Source organism: Achromobacter sp. FW305-C-30-7 (assembly GCF_058783105.1).
Window position 1 is genome coordinate 1,125,130 of record NZ_JBYSYI010000001.1, and the last position, 19,675, is coordinate 1,144,804.

Consider the following 19,675-nt stretch of genomic DNA (forward strand, 5'->3'; position numbering starts at 1 on the left):
TGCGTGGCTTCAGGCCGTTTGCGGCGCATCGCCGCCCGGTGCGCTGTTGCTGCGCGATTTGCCATAGAAGATGCGCGCGCACACGAAGGCGCTCACGGCGCCGGGCAGGGCGCCCACGGTCAAGGGAAAGCCGAGGAGTTCCTGCCACGGCCTTTCGTGGGTGCCAAAGCCCAGCAGGAAGACAAATCCAAAGAGCGCGCCCACCGCTGCCATTCCCGCGCAGGCGAGCCACGACGAACGCGCTGGCCGCAGCGCCCCAGCCACCACGCCGCACAGCATGGCGGGCACGAAGCCGAAGAGGTAGAACCAAGGCAATCCGTAGAGCAGCATGAGCAAGGTCTCCGGATCCCGGGTGGCTGCCGTCAAGCCCAGTATGACGCCAGCGCCGCCGATGGCGGGAGCCGCCACGCCATAGAGCGCGCCGCCAGCGAGCAGATCGCTGCCGAGGCGCCGGCCTGTAGCGTCCGCCGTGCGCTGCCGCTTCCTGCGGTAAGCGATGGCGGCGAAAACGCCTAGAAGCAGAATGCCGATCGAAATAAAGGGATTCATCGCGTCATGCAGGATGTGGGCGGGATACGCGTGGCATGCTTGCGGGAGCAAGCCGCGCAACAGGCCTGATGATACCGTGCCCGCCGGCGTGCCAAGCCTGCGCGCGCTGCGTCCGTGGCGGACGCAGCGCCATCCTGCTGCCGCGCGAAGCTCAGGTCTCGGCGTTGCCGGTGCGCGCGTCAGCGCTGGCGGCATTGTCGGCGAGGGCGCTCGCCCGCGCGGCGTCGGCCTCGCCCGCCTCGCGCAGGTCCGTCGTGCGTCGCATCAGCCGCTTGCTCACCATGGCGGCGACGAAGGCATTGCGCCGGGCCGCGTCGTAGCCGGGGTGGCTGAGTTCGCGGACGTAATCGTTGATGACGGGTTTCATGGATATCCTCTCGTCTTGGCGCCAGGCAAGGGCCGGGCATGTTGGCTTGGTTCGGCGCGGACGGCTTGCAGCAGGCGCGCCATGGTGATTTCGGTACTGGTGTCCGCAATCGGAAAAGCGCGGCTCCAAAGGCGCGCGCGCTGATCCGCCGCAGCGGCCGGAAACTGGACCACGAGGCGCAACCGCCTCAGGAACGCGCTGTCCAGGTTGGACTTCAAACCCGCGGCCCGTAGCGTCAGGCCGCGGTATGACTCCATGGGTTGCAGCAGATAGTTGACCTCGATATTGGCGTAGCGGTCATGGCTATTCTTGATGTCGGCGCGCTTGCCGAAAAGCGCGTCGGCTTCGTCAAAGAACAGAACGGCGCCGCGTTGCTCCACCGATTCGAACAGGCGGTTCAGATTCTTTTCGGTCTCGGCGATGTACTTGCTGACGATCTTCGACAAGTCGATGCGACGCAGCTCCAGTCCCGTTTCCCGCGCCAGGGCCTCGGCCGCTTCGGCGGCCTGCGCCAGCGCGCGCGGGCGGCTCTGGCTGCCCGTGTCCCACAGCGCGAGGATGCGCGATTCGGCAGGCACGTTCATGGCTGCTGTCCTTCTGTCCGGCCCGCGCGTTGCCGGACGCGGATGACCACGAACTCGGCCGGCCTGAGCGGCGCGAATCCCACCAGGATGTTGACCACGCCACGATCGATGTCTTGCTGCGTGGTGGTTTCGCCATCGCACTTGACCAGATAGGCGTCGCGCGGCGTGCCGCCCTGGAAGGCGCCCTGGCGGAACAGCCCGTTCATGTAGGCGCCGACGTTCAGCCTGATCTGCGCCCAGAGCGCTTCGTCGTTGGGTTCGAACGTGGCCCACTGCGTGCCTCGGCCGAGCGATCGCTCCAGATGCAGCGCCAGCCGCCGCACCGGCACGTACTTGTATTCCGAGGCGAAGTGGTCGGTGCCCTGCAAGGTTCGCGCGCCCCAGCAGACCGCGCCGTGCCCGGGGAAAGTGCGCAGGCAATTGACGCCCAGCGCATTCAGGTTCCGGCTTTCGTCATCGCTGACCGTGGCGGCCAGCGACAGGACGCCGGTGAGGCTGGCATCGGTGCCGGCCGGCGCTTTCCAGACGCCGCGATTGCTGTCGGTACGCGCATACAGACCGGCGATGGTGCCGCAGGGCGGAGTCAGGCGGGGCTGGCCGATTTTCAGCGGATCGGCCGTCCGGGTCCAAGGGAAGTACACCGCAGCATGGTCGGACTTGGGCAACGCCGTACCCATGACCGCCGCCGCCATGAAGGCTGCATCGGTTGCCTCCGGCGGAGCATCGACGATCATGAAGGCGCGCCGCTCCTTGCAGTAGGTCGCGGCAGCGGCAAGCACGCCGCCGTCCGTGACCCCGGGGAGGCATAGCAGATTGAACGGATGGGCCTGGTCCAGCGCATGGAGCCCCAGGCGTTGCGCGGGCTGGCCGATGAAGGCGGCGTGCACATCCTGCGGTCCGTTGTGCGTGGGCAGTTCCACGCGCACGACCCAGGCTTCGGCGCCGCCGTTAAGGAAGAATTGAAGCACCGCATAGCCGAGTTCGCAGTCCTCGACCAGGCCGCCGAACTCGCGTTCGTAGTCGGCAAAGCCCAGGATCCGGACCGGCTGGTTGAGCGGTCCGCGCACGGCCGTGCCCAGGAATGCGGCAACCGAGGTCGGCGCGCCAGCAATGCTGGGTACGCTCGCGGGCATTTCCTGGATATACACCCCGGGATGATTCAGGGCTGGGGCCATGAACTGCTCCTTTCCACGGCTACTTGACGGCGTGTGCTTGCAGCAGGAAAGTCTTCGAGGGACGGCCGGGATGCCGCGGACAGAGGTCCGGGCCTGGGCGCGACGCGCGGGAGTGCCGGCGTGTGGCGGGCGTTGCGCCGCGCTTCTAGTTGGATTGCAGCGGAAAGGCAATCGGGCAAAAGCAGCAGCCCTGATGAGATGTTTTATAGAAGGTCTGAGAAAAGCGGGCAATAGCTTTTCAGCGGTGTTAACGTTCTGTTGCTTATTCAAAAGCCAGCCCAGCCAGGACGCATGATTGGGGGGCCGGCAGACGCATGGCCCGTGGCGACGGCGCTGCGGGAAATCCGAGTGGCCGGGGGCCCGACTGGCGGCTGCGGCCCTCAACGAGGAGCGCAAGATGCATAGCCTGACCCGACTGTGGCGCGTGCGTGATTTCCCGGCAACCTCGTCAGCGGCGGCAGGCCCGCCTGGACGCCTTTCACGTCTTGCCCTTGCTGTAGCCATGGCAGGCATGGCCTGTGGCGTCAGCCTGGCGCCGACCACCGCGGCGCAGGCGCAGGGACAGACCCCGACCCAGACGTCGCCGTCACCATCCGATGCCCAGGCTGAGGCCGCGCGGTCGCTGCAGTGGCCGCGCAGTTTCGAGGCTGCCGACGGCACGCGGGTGGAACTCTATCAACCGCAGATCGACAGCTGGAAGGCCGATCGCATTTCGGGCCGCATGGCGGTGGCGGTCGGCGCCGCCAAGGGCAATCCGACCTACGGCGTGGCCGACTTTTCCGCCCGGGCCGAGGTCAACAAACCGGCTGGCCTGGTGCATCTGTCGGACTTCCGGATCGAGCGCGTGCAGGTGCCCACCGCGCCCCAGGAGGCCGACAGGCTGCGCAAGCAGCTCGAAGCGCGCCTGCCCGCCAAGGGCGTGGTTACGCAGCTTGATGCGCTGCAACTCAGCTATACGCTGTCCCAGAACAATCCGGCCACCAAGACCGTCCCGGTGGACAATGCGCCGCCGCGCATCATCTACCGCACGGTGCCTACTGTGCTGGTGCTGATAGACGGTGAGCCCGTCCTGGCCGAGGTGCCCGACGCGGCGGGCTGGCGCCGGGTGGTCAATACGCGTGCGCTAATACTGGCCGATGGCGCGGACCGTTACTTTCTGCAGGCGGCCGGCCATTGGTACGAAGCGCGCGGCGCCGCCGGGCCGTGGACGGACCACCCGCAGCCGTCCTCCGCATTGCTGGCCGCCGCCGACGCGGCGCGGCGCAAGTCCGAGCCCGACCCCTTGATGCCACATGGCGGCAAGCCGCCGCACCGGGCCCCTGCCATCGCGGCGTCCACCACGCCGGCCGAGTTGTTGGTGACTGTCGGCCAGCCGGAAATGCGACCCGTGCCGGGAACCTCGTTGCTGTCGGTGGCCAACGCCGATCATGCCCTGTTCATGAATCCCGGCGACAACCGCTACTACCTGCTGGTGTCCGGCCGCTGGTTCCGCGGCGCCAGCCTGGACGGGCCCTGGTCCTTCGTGCCGGGCAAGCAATTGCCGCGCGATTTCGCGCGGATTCCGGCCCACGATCCGCAATCGGGCGTGCTGGCTTCGGTGCCTGGCACGCCGCAGGCCAAGGAGGCGCTGATCGCCTCGACCATTCCGCAGACCGCCACGGTGTCGCGCAGCGCGGCGAAACTGCAGGTCGAATATGCCGGCGGCGAGCCTACGCTGCGGCCCATCGAGGGTACGGCGCTGTATTACGCCGCCAACTCGCAGGTGCCGGTGATCCAGGCCGAGGGGCGTTACTACGCCTTGTCGCGCGCCGTGTGGTTCGTTTCGGACTCGGCCCGGGGACCGTGGCGCGTGGCCGACCATGTACCGGCCGCCATCTACGCCATACCCGTCAGCTCGCCGCTGCACTACGTCACCTACGTGCAGGTGTACGGCTCCACCGCGCAGACTGTGGTGTTCGGCTACACGCCGGGTTACATGGGCGTGGTGGCCAGTCCGGACGGCACCGTGGTGTACGGCACGGGCTACGCCTACCCGCCGGTCATCGTGCAGGACACTTGGGTCGGCTATCCGCCCAGCTATGGCTACGACGCGGCCTTCGCCACGGCGACGGGCTTCGCTTTCGGCTTTGTCGCGGGCGAGACCTGGGGCGGCGCCGCGCCCTATTGGGGACCTTATTGGGGTGCGCCCTATTGGGGCGGCGTTAACGTCAACAAGGTGGACGTCTACGGCGCCTGGGGCGGTTCCGGCGTGGTCACGCATGCAGCCGGATGGAACGGCTGGACCGGCACCGAATGGCAAGGCACGCACGCCGAAGGCTACAACCCGCAGACCGGCGCGGCCTTCGAAGGCTCGCGCGGCGCCGCCTACAACGAGTACACCGGCAATGCGGCGGCCGGGCGGCGCGACGCCTACAACAACCCCGCGACGGGCGCATCGGGCGCGGGGCGCGCGGGCGTGGTCGCCAACGATGACGGCCAATGGGCTGCCGGCCGCCAGGATGTGCGCACCAACACGAACACCGGCCGCAGCACCATATCGTCCGCCACGGCGACCGGCACGGCCGGCGACGGCGTCAGCAGCATGGACCGGCGCGGCGCCACCTACGACCGCAACACGGGCAGCGGCATGGCGTGGAACAACGGCAACGTGTATGCCGACCACAACGGCAATGTCTACGAGCACAACGACAATGGCTGGCAACAGCACACCAGCTCGGGCTGGCAATCGGTGCAGCCCAGCGCGCAATCCGGTAGCAACTACCTGAACGGCCAGCGCCAGGCGCGCGATTATTCCAGCGAGCGTACCGGCGGCATGGACGGCGGCGGCTGGCAGGATCGCGGCATGCAGGGCGGAGGCTGGCAGGGCGGAGGTTGGCGCGACCGCGGCATGGGCGGCGCGGAGGGCGGCGGCTGGCAGGGGCGCGGCCGGGGTGGCTGGGGCGGCGGCTTCGGCGGCTTCCATGGGGGAGGATTCCGGCGCTGAGTCTGGCGCTGTTCGATCAAGCGCCTGGGCGGCTCGCGGGGCTTTTGCGGGCCCCGTCTTTCGTCCAGGCGCATTTGCGCACCCCTCTGCCGCGGACTAGACTGGCCGCTTTCCCCTCTCTTACGCATTCCGTCATGGCGCTGCATAGCTGGCTCATCTATCTGGTCGCGGTCATCGGTTTGTCGGTCACCCCAGGACCGAATACCCTGCTTGCGCTGACGCATGGCGCGCTGCACGGACACCGCAAGGCGTTGTGCACCATTGCCGGCGGCGCGGTGGGATTCGTGGCGCTGATCGCTTTGTCGATGCTGGGCATCAGCGCCTTGCTCAAGGCCTGGGGGCCTGCGCTGACGGTGCTGAAGTGGGCGGGCGGGGCCTATCTGATCTGGCTGGGCATCCAGCTCTGGCGCGCGCCGGGTGTGCAATTGCGGCCTGCCCCGGACATGCCACGCATAAGCGGCATGCGCATGTTCAGCCAGGGCCTCCTGTCAGCAATCTCCAATCCCAAGGCGCTGCTTTTCTACGGCGCCTTCCTGCCGCAGTTCATCGACCCGGCCCGCAGCCTGTACACGCAGTTCGCGGTCATGGCCGCGACTTTCGTGGTGGTCGAGTTCCTTGTCGAATATGTGCTGGCGCGCCTGGCGCATCGCGTGCGCCCCTGGCTGGAACGCTCCGGCCGGCGCTTCAACAAGGTGTGCGGCGGCCTGTTCGCCGCCATGGGCGCGGCGCTGCCGGGGTCCTGATCGCCGGCCTGCCCACCGGGCTTCCATAGCCGCCGATTCAATTTCGCTATGTGGACCTTTCATATGGTCTTTCCAGATCGTTCCAGATAATTTGTCTGGGAGAGCTCATGCCTGACTCTCGATGGGTGGTTCACACAGGGAGACATGGACGGTGGCGGATCTAAGTGGAAAGGGCACGGCCGGGGTCGCGGCGATTGCCGGCACGGGCCATACGGATTGGGTGGAGGACTACCGGCGGGTCCGCAATGGCGAAAAGCCGTTCGATTCCTACGGCTATGCGACGCTGGCGTTCAAGCGCGCGCTGGACGACGCCGGCCTGCGGCGCGAAGACATCGACGGCCTGATCGTCGGGCCGACCACGGCCTATGAGCGCATGGGAGAAGTGCTGAACATCGATCCGCGTTGGGGCGGACAGGCGGACGCGGTGCAGGCGGTGTTCCAGGCGGTGATGGCCATCCGGTCAGGCTTGGCGGAAGTGGTGGCGCTGGTCTATGGCAACGACCAGCGCTCGGCCGCGGTGCAATATGGCGGCCCGGAAGCGATGGGTGGCGGCGCCTTCCTTTCATACGTTTATCACAGTCCCTGGGGGCTGACTTCGCAGGGCGCGTTGTACGCGTTGATGTTCCAGCGCTACAAGGAGCTTTGGCAGATCAGCGAGCGCGACCTGGGCCAGGTTGCGGTAGGCCAGCGCCAGTGGGCGAGCCTCAATCCCAACGCGATCATGCGCAAGCCGATCACGCTTGATGACTACCTGGCCGCCGACTACATCGCGCAGCCGCTGCGCTTGAACGATTACTGCCTGATCAATGACGGCGGCGTGGCGCTGATCGTGATGGAGGCCGGCCGGGCGCGCAAGACGGCCGCGCGGCCGGTACTCATCGAAGGCATGGGCCGCTCCGACCTGAACCATCACGCAACCAGCCTCGGGCCGCGGTTGATCGATTTCTATCGTCCGGCGCAGCAGCGCGCGGCAGAGCAAGTGTATGCGGCTGCAGGCGTGGGACCGGCGGATATCGACGCCTTGCTGGTGTACGACAGCTTCAGCCCGCACATCCTGTTCGCGCTGGAGGGATTCGGCTTTTGCGGGCAAGGAGAAGCCGGTCGTTTCATCGCTGAACAAGGCATCGGGGTCGGCGGCAAGTTGCCGGTTAATACCAGCGGCGGGCATCTGTCGGAATCGTACATGCAGGGCTGGAACCACCAGGTGGAGGCGGTGCGGCAAGTGCGCGGCGGCCTGGGCGCGCGCCAGGTGCCGAATTGCCGGCATGTCCAGTACGTGTCCGACGTGGCCGGCAAAGCCATGTCCATCATCTACGGCCGATGAATCCGCCTGCCAGGAAGCAAACCATGAGCGCAACCCCCCGCCTGTATTCGCCCTACGATGCGCCAATGTGGGACAGCATCAATCAAGGACAGATGCGCCTGCAGCGCTGCACCGAAAACGGCGTCTTCCGCTATCCGCCAGGGCCGGCCTGCCCTGAATCGCTGAGTCTGGACTACGAATGGGCTCCTGTCTCGGGAAGGGCGAAGATCCTGTCCTGGACGGTTTTTCATCGCAAGTATCTGCCAGCCTACCCGGCGCCCCACGTGGTGGTGGCGGTGCAATTGGAAGAAGGCCCGATCATGATCTCGTACATGGATCGCCGAGAACTCGGCCGCCTCGAACTGGATGCCGCCGTACGCATGGTCTATGCCGATCATCCCGACGGCTACCGGGTGCCCAAGTTCACGTTGGCTGAGTGAGCCCACCCGCGGCGGCCGGATATTCCATCTCGAACCGAGGCATGGACATCGCCTGGAATCGGAAAATTCCAGGCGATGTCCATGGTTCAGCTATTTCATATGTTGGACTATTTGCGGCTTGCCTTGCCTGGATGCGGGAGGCGCCGTTGGATATCATTTCTGGCATGTCATCGGTGTCCGATACAGTCCAGAACGTGGACCATTCAAGGGAGCGCTCGCAAGGGCGGGAGGCAAAGTGAGCGTAGCGTTTCAACGGGTCGGGTTCATCGGACTGGGCGTCATGGGCGAACCCATGTGCCGCAATTTGTGTCGCAAGGCCGGGCTGCCCGTGCATGTGCATGACATCCACGAGCAGGCGGTGGGGCGTGTGCTGAATGACGGTGCGGTGGCGCACCAGTCCGTTCGGGATTTGGCCGGGCACGCCGAAGTGGTATTCCTGTCCCTGCCCAGCATCGATCATGTCGAGCAGGTCTGCCTGGGCGTCGACGGCTTGCTGTCCGGCGAGCGCAAGCCCCGCCTGATCGTGGATACCGGCACCAGCGATGTGGCGGGCACGCGGGCCCTGGCGGTCCGCCTCGCCGAACAGGGCGTGAGGTTCCTGGACGCGCCCGTGGCGCGCATGCCCGAAGCGGCGCGCGACGGCACCTTGCTGATCATGGTGGGGGGTGCGCAGGAAGACCTCGATGCCGTGCGGCCGCTGCTGGATTGTATGGGTAGCGACGTGGTGCTCTGCGGCGGGACTGGATGCGGGCAGATCGTCAAGATCGCCAACAACATGGTGCTGATGATGAATGTGGCCGTGCTGGCCGAGACGCTGCTCATCTGCGAGCGCGCCGGCATAGACGGCAAGCAGCTGCTGGACGTGCTGTCCACCGGGTCCGCCGCCAGCCAGGCGCTGAACGTCGTCGGCATCCGCGCCCTGGCGCCGCGCGAATTCTCGCAGGGGCGCTTCTCCACTGCGTATGCGCTCAAGGACGTATCGCTGGCCGCGTCCCTGGCGGAAGCTTCCGGTGTGGACGCCGCGATTCTTGCGCGCACGCGGGAACTGCTGCAGAGCGCGGTGGCGCAGGGCGACGGCCAGGCTTACTTCCCGATCTTCATCAACCAGATCGCGACGAAATGAAATGGCGGCCGGACAGCGCGTCGCGCGGATCGGCCATTCATGAAGAAGTCATCCGGAAAACAAGTTCCGGGCCGGCGTGATCGCGCGCGTCGGCATCACTCAACGACAGCACCGAAAGCGCCTGCGCCGCGATGCGTGGAGCGCAAGCACAGGAGACCATAATCATGTCGAAGAACGCCATGGAATATCCGCGGCTGGCGCTATACATCAACGGCGAATGGCTGGATGGGGCGGGGCGAGAGCAGAGCGAGGTCCTTGACCCCGCAACGGAGCAACCGCTGGGCGCACTGCCCCACGCCACGGATGCGGACGTCGATGCCGCCCTGCAGGCTGCCGACGCCGCCTTCCCCGCCTGGCGCCGTACCGCGCCGATGCAGCGGTCGGCCATTCTGCGCAATGCGGCGCAACTGCTGCGTGAACGTTCGGAGGCGCTTAGCTGGATCATTACGCGGGAACAGGGCAAGCCCTTGACCGAGTCCCGGGTTGAAGTGGACAAGACGGCGGAATTGTTCGAGTGGTCGGCCGAAGAGAGCCGCCGCATCTATGGCCGCATCATCCCCGCGCGCGAACCGCGCATGCGGCAGATGGTCGTCCCCGAGCCCATTGGTCCCGTGGCGGCGTTCTCAGGCTGGAATGCGCCTGCGATCACGCCCAGCCGCAAGATCGCCAGCGCGCTCGCGGCCGGTTGCACCGTAGTGATCAAGCCGGCGGAGGAAACGCCCGCCACGGCCCTGTTCCTGGCCCGCGTGCTGCACGACAGCGGTTTGCCTGCCGGGGTGCTCAACATGGTGTTTGGCAATCCGGGCAGGGTATCCGACCGGATGATCCAATCGCCCCTGATCCGCGCCGTTACCTTTACGGGCTCGACCGAGATCGGCACGAAAGTGGCCCAGATGGCGGCCGCAGGACTCAAGCGCAGCGTGCTGGAACTGGGCGGCCATGCGCCGGTCCTGGTGTTCGGGGATGTCGACCCCGAAGCCGCGGCGCGCACCCTGATCCAGGCCAAGATGCGCAACGGCGGCCAGATCTGCGTCTCGCCCACGCGCATGCTGGTCCACGAATCCATTGCCGAGCCGTTCGCGCGCAGCATGGCCGAGCTTGCGCGCCACTGGCGCGTCGGTCCGGGCACGGAAGAAGGCGTGCAGATGGGACCGCTGGCCAATCCGCGCAGGGTCGAAGCCATCCAGTCCATGGTGGAAGATGGCCGTGCGCGGGGTGGCCGGGTCCTGGCGGGCGGCGAGCGCATCGGCAGCCGGGGCTACTTCTTCCAGCCCACCGTCATGCAGGGCTACGACGACACCTGGCGCGCCGCCAACGTGGAGCCCTTCGGCCCGTTGGCCATCGTCGGCACCTTCTCGACTTTCGACCAGGCCATCGCCGAGGCGAATCGCCTGCCGTTCGGTCTGGCTGCCTATGTGTTCACCAAGCAGGCGGACACGATCGCCGATGCGACGGACGCCATTGAAAGCGGCACGATCTGCGTCAACCACTGCCAACACTCGCTGGCTGAAACGCCGTTTGGCGGGGTCAAGCAGAGCGGACTAGGCAAGGAAGGCGGCGTGGAAGGGCTGTCCGAGTTCTCACAGTTCAAATACGTGGCGCAGTGTTGAACTGATCCGCTTCATTCCTCAAGCAGCCACAAGCCGGACTCCGGGTCGATAGCGGCGCGCGCGCCGTTCACCCGGATCTGTTCCTCGTCCAGCTGCGGCGCCGTCACGGCATCGACATCGAATTCGATGCCGAGCGCGCCCGCGACGCGGGCGTCTTCGATGGGCAGTTCCCAGGTCAGGAACAACTGCGCCAGATCCAGGCCTTCCGCGAAGTCGGCCTCGCGAAAGCCCATGCCGCGCCGCAGGATGACGCCATGCGGCTGGCCGGTGTCGAAAATCATGGCGGTGCCGCGGACCAGGGGGATGCGCAGGCCGGTGGCCGGGAAATGCACGTCCAGGCCCCGGTTTTCGCTCAGGAACAGATTGCAGAAGGCGGCGCCGCCGTATTGCGTGCCGTCATGGTGGTAGCGGGCGCCGCGGCAGGCCATGAGGGCGATGTCGGCGGATGCCAGCACGCCGGGCAATCCCAGCGCTTGCGTCCAGTCGCGCATGGCTTGCAGGCAAAGGCCGTAGTCGGGCCAGCGCGCCTGCGTGCGTGCCAGGGGCATCTGCTCCACGTCTCCGGCTTCCAGGAACAGGCGCGAGGCCATCTCGCGCTCCCAGTCCGCCTGCACGCGGGCGGGCGGCACGGGCAAGTCCAGCGTGGCGCTCAGCACGGTATCGCTGACGCTGCGGCTGCGCATGGCGTCGCCGCTCCAGTAGTAGGACGTCAGGCGGCTGGATGGGCGTTGCGGTGGCGGGACGTGGTGCATCGGATGCGGGAGGATCCGGGCGGGCAGGGTTGCGCCGCGCAGGAACCGGCCTGGATAACGGCTGTGGAAAGCCGTTATCTTAACGGCGCCGCCATCCGCGCCCCGTCCGGCGGGCGCATGGCGGGACGCTAGTCCCGCATCAGCGCGGCCAGCCGCTGCACCTCGACCGCCAGCCGATAGACGCGTTTCAGGTAAAGCTGGGCGTCGTGCTCCCAGGAGAAGCCTATGCCCCCATGCACCTGGATGGAGAGCTTTACAGCGCGCCGCGCCGCGCTGGCGGCCAGGCGCGCGGCCAGCGCCGCAAGCTCGGGATCGGCCGTGGCGCGCGCTGCCTGCAAGGCCTCCACGGCATAGCGGCTGTTGTCCAGGCCGGTCCAGGCGTCGACCAGGGCATGCTTGATGGCCTGGAACTGTCCGATGGGCCGGCCGAACTGTTCGCGCTCCTTGGCGTAGGCGATGGCCAGGTCGAGCGAGGTTGCCGCGGCGCCCACCAGTTGCGCGAGCAGGAAGGCCAGATGGTTCTGCAGCGCAGGCAAGACCCGCGCTGCGGGTAATTCGGCCCGCGCCAGGGCAGGGCCGCGCAGGCGGGCCAAGGCCACGGTGGGATCCAGACCCTGCACCGATTCGAGCATCGCCGGGTCGTACCGCGCCAACAGCCAGACCTGGTCCTGACGGCTCAGGCGCAGATACTGGGCCGTGGGGCCGTAGGCGTCGATCCAGCCCTGCTCGTCGCCGGCGCGGTCGCAGCGGATGCTGGCCGGATGCGCGGCCAGGTCCAGCAGCACGTCCGCCACGGCGGGCGTTTGCGCCAGCAAGACGCTGGCGAGAAAGGCCGAAGCGCCATAGGGCAGGGTGAGCAGGGCGCGTCCAGCCCATTCGCCCATGAGCGGGGTGCCGGGGCCGTACTCGGCCTGGAAGGCTTCCGAGCCTGCTTCCAGCCAGCCTCCTTCTGCCAGCTCCTTCCACAGAGCGCGCTGGGCGGCGTCGTCCGCCGGCAGCGCGCGGCGGGCGTAGGCGGCGGGATGCTGTTCTTCCAGCAGGCGGCCGAAGGTGGAGGACAGCAATGTCCTGATTTCGCTATGCATGTTGTCCCCTGTCCTTGGGCAGGCCGAGCAGGCGTTCGCCCACGATATTGCGTTGGATTTCCGAGGTGCCGGCTACGATGGTTTCGGCGCGCGACCACAGGAATTCGCGCAGCACGCTGGCCTCCCCGGCATGGGGCGCGCCGGCTTGGGGGCCGAGGATGGCGGCCTCGCCCAGAAGCTCCACGCGTTGTTCCCAGACCCGTTGGCGGGTTTCGCTCCACAGCAGCTTGAGCATGGCGCCGTCGATGCCGGGCGTGTTGCCCGCGGCGACCTCGCGCAGCACACGGTCCACGCGCCAGCGTATGACCTGGCACAGGTCCGCCAATTCGCGCACGCGGCGCGCCTGCACGGCGCGCTCGTCCGGGGACAGCGGGGCCTGCGCCAGTGCCGTGGTCAGTTTTTGAAGCTCGTCTTCCAGCAGCACGACGCGCGGCATGAAGTAGATGCCGCGTTCGTACTCGGCGGCGGCCATGGCGATGCGCCAGCCCTCGCCGGCTTCGCCCAGGATGCGGCCTGCAGGCACCGGCGTGGCGTCGAACAGCACTTCGTTGTAGTCGGCCTCGCCGGTCATCTGGCGTATCGGCTCGACTCGCACGCCTTCGGCCTGCATGTCGATGAGCATGAAGCTCAGGCCACGATGGGCCTGGCTGTCGGGATCGGTCCGCACCAGCGCGAAGCACCACTTGGCCAGATGCGCCTGGGTGGTCCAGATCTTGCGGCCGCTGACGTTCCAGCCGGCGGCTTCGGCTTTGGCGCGGGTGCGCACGGAAGAGAGGTCGGAGCCGGTCTGGGGTTCGGAGTATCCCTGGCACCAGATCTCGCTGCCGTCGCGGATGCCAGGCAGGAACTGCGCCTTTTGCGCGGGCGTGCCAAAGCGCAGCAGGGTGGGCGCCAGGATGGCGTGCGCGATGCTGTTGATGGGTTGCGGCGCATGCAGGCGCGCGCACAGTTCGTGGAAGGCGATCAGCGTTGCGGTGCTGAGCTCGCGTCCGCCATATTCGCGCGGCCAGGTCAGCGCGATGAGGTCGGCCTCGCACAGCTTGCGGTTCCAGGCCTGGCGGCATTCCTGGGTATGCGAGGCAGTGACCGGATACTGCTCGCGCAGCTGGACCAGCGCGGCGCGCAGCCAGGCCTCGGCGTCTTCGAGAAAATGTTCGGTGCGTATCATGGTTGAGAGCAATCAGGAGTTGGGATGCAGGACGCGCGGCGCGTCCTCGACGCGTACCGGCGCGTCGATCCAGCGGTGCAGTTCGGAAGGCAGCAGGCCGTCCACCAGGGCCAGGGGCACGAAGGCCCCATCGCGCACGTCGAAGATGCCGATGTCGGCATAGACGCGCCCGACCACGCCCGCGCCGGTCAGGGGCAGGCCACAGCGGCTGCGCAGGCGCGGGGCGCCCTCGCGGGTCAGCGCTTCCATCATGACCCAGACATTGCGCGCGCCTACCGCCAGGTCCATGGCCCCGCCCACGGACGGCATGGGATCGTCCGCGCCCAGCGACCAGTTCGCCAGGTCGCCGTGGCAGGACACTTCGAAGGCGCCCAGCACCGTGATGTCTATGTGGCCGCCGCGCATGATGGAGAAGGAATAGACGTGGTCGAAGATGGCGGCGCCCTCGGTCAGCGCGATCGACTGCTTGCTGGCGTTGATGAGATCGCCGTCGGCGGTCTCGTGGTCTTGCAGCAGGCGCATGCCGAGGATGCCGTTCTCGCTATGCAGCTGCACGCCGCGCGCGGGATCGAGGCGGTCGGTGACCATGGTGGGCATGCCTATGCCCAGGTTGACCACGGCATAGGCCGGCAGGTCGTCGGCCACCAGGGCGGCCAATTGCTCGCGTGACAGTCTTTTCATTGCGGACTCGCCAACAGGCGGTGCACGAACAGGCTGGGCGTGACGATGGCGTCGGGATCGAGCGCGCCGCAAGGCAGGATCTCTTCGACTTCGACGATGGTGCTGCGGGCCGCCATGCACATGACTGGACCGAAGTTGCGCTGGGCGCGCCGGTAGACCAGATTGCCCAGCTGGTCGGCCCGGTGCGCGCGGATGAAGGCGTAGTCCGCGCGCAGCGGCTCCTCCAGCACGTAGCCGCGGCCGCCGAACACGCGCGTTTCGCGGCCTTCGGCCAGGGGCGTGCCATAGCCTGTCGGCGAGTAGAACGGCCCCATGCCCGCGCCGCCGGCGCGGATGCGTTCGACCAGCGTGCCTTGGGGCATGACTTCCACCGCCAGCTTGCCGGCCTGCACCCGCTCGCGGATGACGTCGTTGCCCGGCATGCGCGGGTAGGAGCAGACGATGCGGCTGACGCGGCCCGAGGCCACCAGGGCCAGGAAGCTTGCCTCGCCCGCGCCGGCGTTGTTGTTGATCAGGGTCAGGTCGTCCACACCTTGCTTGGCCAGCAGGCCGGCCAGCAGGCGCGCGGGTATGCCCGAGCCGCCAAAGCCACCCACGAAGATCACGGCGCCGGATTCGATGCCGCGCAGGGCTTCCTCGACGTTTGCGCAAGTCTTGTCTTTCATTGTTCCTCCTCGGCCCAGGCCGCGCGGCCCTGGGCGCACAGGGCGCCGGCCTGGTGGCAGGCCAGGGCCAGGCCTTGCGGCTGGCGCCATAGCGATACAGCCACATCCAGGCCGGGATAGACCGGCGCCATGAAGCGCAGGTCCAGTTCGCCCAGGCGCAGGCCCGGCAATTGCCGCAGGCAGGCTTCGAGGGCGCGGTTGACCATGCCCAGCAGCGCCGCGCCGTGCAGGATGGGGCGTTCATAGCCTGCTCGCCGCGCGGCAGCCGGATCCACATGCAGCGGATTGCGGTCAGCGTTCAGGCGGTACAGCGCGCCCTGGTTGCGGCTGGTGGGCAGGACGATGATGCTGTCCGGCGGCGTGGCGGGCGGCGCCGGGATGGGCACGGCCAGCGCATCGCTGAGCGCGGCGTCGCCACCCGAGTAACCGCCGTCGCCACGGCAGATGTTCAGCTGTTCGATGACGGCGATTTCCTTTCCCGTCGCCGCGTCGCTCAGCGTGCGCTGCGTTACGACGAAGGCGCCAGGGCGCTTGTCGGCGATGCGCGCGACTGTCATCTGGCAGATGACTTCGCCGCCTGCGGGCAGGCGGCGCGCGAAGCGCATGCGCTGTTCGCCATGCACCACCTGGCTCCAGTCCAGGCCGTGGCGCGGATCGCGCATCCAGAAGCCGGGGTAGGCCAGCACGCAGGCCATGGCGGGCAGGGCGCGCAGGCCCTGCTCGTAGATGAATTGCGTTTCGTCGCCGACCGTCTCGTCGTCGGACAGGCCGGCGCCCACGCCCAGGGCGTAGAGGATGCAGTCATCCTCGCCGTAGGCCTGGCGTTCCGGCGCGAAGACGTGCGACTTCAGACTGCGGTAATCCAGCGCCATGGCGGCCTCAGACCGGATCCCAGGCGAACACCTGGGCCGAGGTGTCCAGCGGCATGAACGACGCGCGCAACGCGGCCATGCCGTGCTCGGCGATGCTCTCCGTGGTCCAGCCATCCGAGCGATGCACCGAGCGCACCGGGCGCGACTGGCTCATCAGGAAGATCTCGTTCAGGCGGATGGCGAAGACCTGCCCAGACACCTCGGCGGAAGCGTCCGAGGCCAGGTAGCAGATCAGCGGCGCGATGGTTTCCGGACCCATGCGGCGGATCTTCTCGACGTGGCGCGCCTGTTCCTCGGTCTTGGCTGGAATGGTCTCCGTCATGCGGCTCCAGGCCAGCGGGGCAATGCAGTTCGAACGCACATTGAAGGCGGCCATGTCCAGCGCCATGGCCTTGGACAGGCCGACGATGCCGAGCTTGGCGGCGCAATAATTGGCCTGGCCGCGGTTGCCGATCACGGCTGAATTGGAGGTCATGTTGACCAGGCTGCCGCCGCCCTGTTCGCGGAAGTGCCGCGCGGCGGCGTGGCTGAGATTGAAGCAGCCGTACAGATGCACCTTGACCACGGCATCGAAGTCCTCGGGCGTGAGCTTGTGGAACATCTTGTCGCGCACGATGCCGGCATTGTTCACCACGGCGTCCACGCGGCCATAGGTGTCGGCGGCGGCTTCGATGATGCGCTGGGCGCTGGCGTATTCGGCCACCGAGTCGCCATTGGTGATGGCTTCGCCGCCCGCTGCGCGGATTTCCTCGACCACCTGAGCGGCCGTGCTTTGCGAGGCGCTGGTGCCGTCCAGCGACACGTTCAGGTCGTTGACCACCACGCGGGCGCCCTGCGCCGCCAGGGCCACGGCCGCGGCGCGGCCGATGCCGTTGGCAGCGCCGGTGACGACAACTACTTTTCCTTCCAGCATATTGAGTCTCCCTCAGTTCATCCAATTGGTCAGCACGGTGGTGGCCTGGGCGCTCAGCACCCCGCCGTTGCCGTGCACGAGCGCGGTGCGCGCATGCTTGACTTGCCGATCGCCGCATTCGCCGCGCAGTTGGCGTACCGCTTCCACCAGGCCGAACATGCTGTACATGCCCGGGTGCACGCAGGACAGCCCGCCGCCGTTGGTGTTCACCGGCAGTTCGCCGCCGGGAGCGATACGCCCGCCGGACACGAAGGCGCCGCCTTCGCCCTTGGCGCAGAACCCCATGTCCTCCAGGAACAGGATGGGGTTGATGGTGAAGGCGTCATAGAGCTGCACCAGGTCGATGTCTGCCAGCGCCACGCCGGCCCGCTCACGTGCCAGGTCGGCGCTTTGCCCCGCCACGGTACGTGTCAGGTCGGCCATGCAGGCGATCTGGCGATGCGAGTGCGCCATGGCCGTGCCTTGCACATACACCGGCCGTGCGGCGTCGGCGTGGTCTGCGGCGGTGACCACGATGGCGCCCGCGCCGTCGGTTACCAGGCAGCAGTCGCGCGCGGTCAGCGGCGAGGAGATCACGCGCGCGGCCAGCACTTCGGCGATGGACAGCGGCTCGCGCTTGTAGGCTTCCGGATTCAGCCGCGCCCAGGCGCGCGCGGCGACCGCCACTTCGGCCAACTGTTCGCGGGTGGTGCCGTACTCATGCATGTGGCGGCGCGTCGCCAGCGCGTAGCTGGTGGGCGGGTTGAAGGGCTGGAACGGTTCCTCGTAGGGAAACGGATCCAGCCGGGCGCGGGCGCCCGAGGTCGCCGAGACGCCGTTGCCGCCGCGCGGGGCGGCGCCGTAGGCGATCACGATATTGCGGCACAGGCCGGCCTGGATCGCCGCCGCGGCGATCAACAGGTGCCCGACGAAGGAGGCGCCGCCGATCTGGGTGCTATCCATGAAGCGCGGGTACAGGCCCAGATACTCGGAAAGCTTGTTCAGCCACATCGATGAGGACAGGCTGGCGCTCATCAGGCCGTCGATGTCCTCCATGCGCAGTCCGGCATCGCGCACGGCGGCGTGCACCGCCAGGGAGGTGATTTCCAGGTCGTTCAGTCCGCCCGCGTCGCCTATGCCCGCCGTGGCGCAGCCGGTGATGGCGATGGCGCCGCGCAGGTTCTTGTTCCAGTCCGTCATGGCGCTTCCTTTCCAAACACCACTCGGGCGCGCTGCGGGTCGGGCCGGGCCGTCAGCCGCATGCCGATGCGCGGCTCGCCCTCGTCCAGCAGCGTGGACATCATGCGGAAGCCTTCGTCCATGTCGGCCAGGATGACGTTGCGCGCGGGCGCCTGCGGCGTGGCGGGGATTTCCGAATAGGAATAGAGCGTGGCGCCGGCGCGCATGGGCCGCCAGGCATATTCCTGCGAACGGCAATGGGTGCAGTGCGTGCGCGGGAAGAAGAACGAGAGGCCGCAGCTGCGGCACACCTGGACTTCCAGGCGTCCCGCACGCAGCGCCTCGGCAAAATAGGCTTCCGGCGACAGCGAGCCGATGCGGACCTCACTCATCCTTGACCCCGGCCTGGGTGATGACGGCCTGCCACTTGTCCATTTCGTCGCTGACGAACTTCTGGTACTGGCCCAGATCCATGTCGCCCGGCTCGGAACCGGTGGAGCGGATGTACTCCTGCGTGGCCGGCTGCATCACCGATTTGCGGATCTCGCTGTTCAGCGTCTGCACGATGTCGGCGGGCGTGCCGGCCGGGGCGTAGACGCCTACCCAGGTGCTGAGGTCGAAGCCCCTGTAGCCCAGCTCGTTGAGCGTGGGCACGTCGGGATAGCGTGACTGGCGCTGGGCCGAGGCGATGGCCAGGGGCACGATCTTGCCGGATTGCAGATAGGCGTTGGCGGTGACCGACTCGGCCATGCCGACCGGCACCTGTCCCGACACCAGATCCGTCATCGCCGGGCCCGCGCCGCGATAGGAGACGTGCATCAGCGGCAGGCCGCTTTGCGCGCGCAGCAGTTCGCCGACGATGTGGGGCGCGCCGCCGGCGCCGGCCGTGCCGTAGGGCACCGACGGCTGTTTCTGCGCATAGCTCTTGAAGTCGGCGAAAGTCTTGATGCCCAGGTTGGCGTTGACCAGCAGGAAGTTCGGGCTGACCGCCAGCAGCGCCACCGGGGCGAAATCCTTGCGGGCGTTGTAGGGCAGCTTCTTCAGCACGGGGTTGATCACGTGGCTGGTCGCGCCCACCAGGATGGTGTAGCCGTCCGCCTTCTGCCGCGACACGTACTCGGTAGCGATCTGGCCGGTGGCGCCCGGCTTGTTTTCGACCACGAAGGGCTTGCCCAGGCGGGTCTGCAGATCGGCTGCGATGCGTCGCGTCAGGATGTCGGTCATGCCGCCGGGGGCGTAGGCCACCACCAGGGTGACGGGTTTGGCCGGATAGGTCTCGGCGGCGGCGATGGCGGGAACAACGGCGAGCAGCGTCAGCAGCTGCTTCAGGCCAGGCTTGAGTGTCATGTCGGAGGTCTCCTCGTGCTGCGGGCTGATTTGCCCTGCATGGTTATGGCGTCGAGGTGACCGTCTGGATAGCGCGTGGGGTGCGGGGCCTCGACGCGCTAATGATGGAAGCGGTCCATCATGCAAACAATTGATTAATTATCATGAAGGCATTCAG

Annotated in this window: 21 protein-coding genes; 6 read left to right on the forward strand and 15 right to left on the reverse strand. The window is 67.5% G+C overall.

The annotated features are described in order from the left end of the window. Positions 1-9 precede the first annotated feature (9 nt). The 4 genes from AC3WOB_RS05160 to AC3WOB_RS05175 form a co-directional block, all read right to left on the reverse strand. Entirely contained in the window at positions 10-549 is a 540-nt protein-coding gene (locus AC3WOB_RS05160) for a hypothetical protein (protein WP_492274393.1), read from the reverse strand. A 151-nt stretch (positions 550-700) separates the two neighbouring features. Further along, on the reverse strand, positions 701-916 hold the full coding sequence (locus AC3WOB_RS05165; protein WP_492274394.1) for a hypothetical protein: 216 nt from the start codon (positions 914-916) through the stop codon (positions 701-703). After that, complete coding sequence (locus tag AC3WOB_RS05170) at positions 913-1,500, reverse strand: ATP-binding protein (RefSeq protein WP_013396022.1); 588 nt, start codon at positions 1,498-1,500, stop codon at positions 913-915. The genes AC3WOB_RS05165 and AC3WOB_RS05170 overlap by 4 nt, the downstream gene beginning before the upstream one ends. Next, positions 1,497-2,675, reverse strand: a complete 1,179-nt coding sequence (locus AC3WOB_RS05175) for a phage tail sheath family protein (protein ID WP_492274395.1) — start codon at positions 2,673-2,675, stop codon at positions 1,497-1,499. The genes AC3WOB_RS05170 and AC3WOB_RS05175 overlap by 4 nt, the downstream gene beginning before the upstream one ends. A gap of 397 nt (positions 2,676-3,072) precedes the next feature. On the opposite strand from AC3WOB_RS05175, the gene AC3WOB_RS05180 reads away from it, so the two are divergent. From AC3WOB_RS05180 to AC3WOB_RS05200, 5 genes are all read left to right on the forward strand, one after another. Then, positions 3,073-5,658, forward strand: coding sequence for a carbohydrate-binding family V/XII (locus AC3WOB_RS05180; protein ID WP_492274396.1), 2,586 nt, complete (start codon positions 3,073-3,075; stop codon positions 5,656-5,658). A 134-nt stretch (positions 5,659-5,792) separates the two neighbouring features. After that, positions 5,793-6,401 (forward strand): LysE family translocator, encoded by a 609-nt coding sequence (locus tag AC3WOB_RS05185; RefSeq protein ID WP_013396019.1) that lies wholly within the window; start codon positions 5,793-5,795, stop codon positions 6,399-6,401. Positions 6,402-6,552: 151 nt separating this feature from the next. Next, positions 6,553-7,725, forward strand: coding sequence for a thiolase family protein (locus AC3WOB_RS05190; protein ID WP_013396018.1), 1,173 nt, complete (start codon positions 6,553-6,555; stop codon positions 7,723-7,725). A 23-nt stretch (positions 7,726-7,748) separates the two neighbouring features. Beyond that, positions 7,749-8,144 (forward strand): Zn-ribbon domain-containing OB-fold protein, encoded by a 396-nt coding sequence (locus tag AC3WOB_RS05195; protein WP_013396017.1) that lies wholly within the window; start codon positions 7,749-7,751, stop codon positions 8,142-8,144. Between the two features lie 235 nt (positions 8,145-8,379). Then, positions 8,380-9,267 (forward strand): NAD(P)-dependent oxidoreductase, encoded by an 888-nt coding sequence (locus AC3WOB_RS05200; protein WP_492274397.1) that lies wholly within the window; start codon positions 8,380-8,382, stop codon positions 9,265-9,267. A gap of 37 nt (positions 9,268-9,304) precedes the next feature. On the opposite strand, the gene AC3WOB_RS05205 is transcribed toward AC3WOB_RS05200, so the two are convergent. After that, the gene (locus AC3WOB_RS05205) at positions 9,305-9,448 is read right to left on the reverse strand and encodes a hypothetical protein (RefSeq protein ID WP_158307670.1); all 144 of its coding nucleotides are present in this window, start codon (positions 9,446-9,448) and stop codon (positions 9,305-9,307) included. Here AC3WOB_RS05205 and AC3WOB_RS05210 point away from each other — a divergent pair. Continuing rightward, positions 9,432-10,877, forward strand: coding sequence for an NAD-dependent succinate-semialdehyde dehydrogenase (locus AC3WOB_RS05210; protein WP_492274398.1), 1,446 nt, complete (start codon positions 9,432-9,434; stop codon positions 10,875-10,877). The genes AC3WOB_RS05205 and AC3WOB_RS05210 overlap by 17 nt on opposite strands. Before the next feature lie 11 nt (positions 10,878-10,888). Here AC3WOB_RS05210 and AC3WOB_RS05215 read toward each other — a convergent pair whose 3' ends face one another. The 10 genes from AC3WOB_RS05215 to AC3WOB_RS05260 all read right to left on the reverse strand — a co-directional run bounded on the left by AC3WOB_RS05215 (position 10,889) and on the right by AC3WOB_RS05260 (position 19,518). After that, positions 10,889-11,629: a hypothetical protein gene (locus AC3WOB_RS05215; RefSeq protein ID WP_492274399.1), complete on the reverse strand. Its 741-nt coding sequence runs from the start codon at positions 11,627-11,629 to the stop codon at positions 10,889-10,891. Between the two features lie 128 nt (positions 11,630-11,757). Further along, positions 11,758-12,714: an acyl-CoA dehydrogenase family protein gene (locus AC3WOB_RS05220; protein WP_013396013.1), complete on the reverse strand. Its 957-nt coding sequence runs from the start codon at positions 12,712-12,714 to the stop codon at positions 11,758-11,760. Beyond that, complete coding sequence (locus AC3WOB_RS05225) at positions 12,707-13,882, reverse strand: acyl-CoA dehydrogenase family protein (protein ID WP_492274400.1); 1,176 nt, start codon at positions 13,880-13,882, stop codon at positions 12,707-12,709. Before AC3WOB_RS05225 ends, AC3WOB_RS05220 begins: the two co-directional genes overlap by 8 nt. Positions 13,883-13,894: 12 nt before the next feature. Beyond that, entirely contained in the window at positions 13,895-14,563 is a 669-nt protein-coding gene (locus tag AC3WOB_RS05230; RefSeq protein ID WP_013396011.1) for a CoA-transferase, read from the reverse strand. Further along, a complete protein-coding gene (locus AC3WOB_RS05235) occupies positions 14,560-15,228 on the reverse strand; it encodes a 3-oxoacid CoA-transferase subunit A (protein ID WP_492274401.1) in 669 nt (222 codons plus the stop codon). Before AC3WOB_RS05235 ends, AC3WOB_RS05230 begins: the two co-directional genes overlap by 4 nt. Next, positions 15,225-16,100, reverse strand: a complete 876-nt coding sequence (locus AC3WOB_RS05240; protein ID WP_492274402.1) for a MaoC/PaaZ C-terminal domain-containing protein — start codon at positions 16,098-16,100, stop codon at positions 15,225-15,227. Before AC3WOB_RS05240 ends, AC3WOB_RS05235 begins: the two co-directional genes overlap by 4 nt. Before the next feature lie 7 nt (positions 16,101-16,107). Continuing rightward, on the reverse strand, positions 16,108-17,013 hold the full coding sequence (locus tag AC3WOB_RS05245; RefSeq protein ID WP_492274403.1) for an SDR family NAD(P)-dependent oxidoreductase: 906 nt from the start codon (positions 17,011-17,013) through the stop codon (positions 16,108-16,110). Between the two features lie 12 nt (positions 17,014-17,025). Further along, positions 17,026-18,192, reverse strand: a complete 1,167-nt coding sequence (locus AC3WOB_RS05250; RefSeq protein WP_492274404.1) for an acetyl-CoA acetyltransferase — start codon at positions 18,190-18,192, stop codon at positions 17,026-17,028. Continuing rightward, complete coding sequence (locus AC3WOB_RS05255) at positions 18,189-18,563, reverse strand: Zn-ribbon domain-containing OB-fold protein (protein ID WP_013396006.1); 375 nt, start codon at positions 18,561-18,563, stop codon at positions 18,189-18,191. Before AC3WOB_RS05255 ends, AC3WOB_RS05250 begins: the two co-directional genes overlap by 4 nt. After that, positions 18,556-19,518: a Bug family tripartite tricarboxylate transporter substrate binding protein gene (locus AC3WOB_RS05260; protein WP_492274405.1), complete on the reverse strand. Its 963-nt coding sequence runs from the start codon at positions 19,516-19,518 to the stop codon at positions 18,556-18,558. Before AC3WOB_RS05260 ends, AC3WOB_RS05255 begins: the two co-directional genes overlap by 8 nt. Positions 19,519-19,675: the final 157 nt, after the last annotated feature.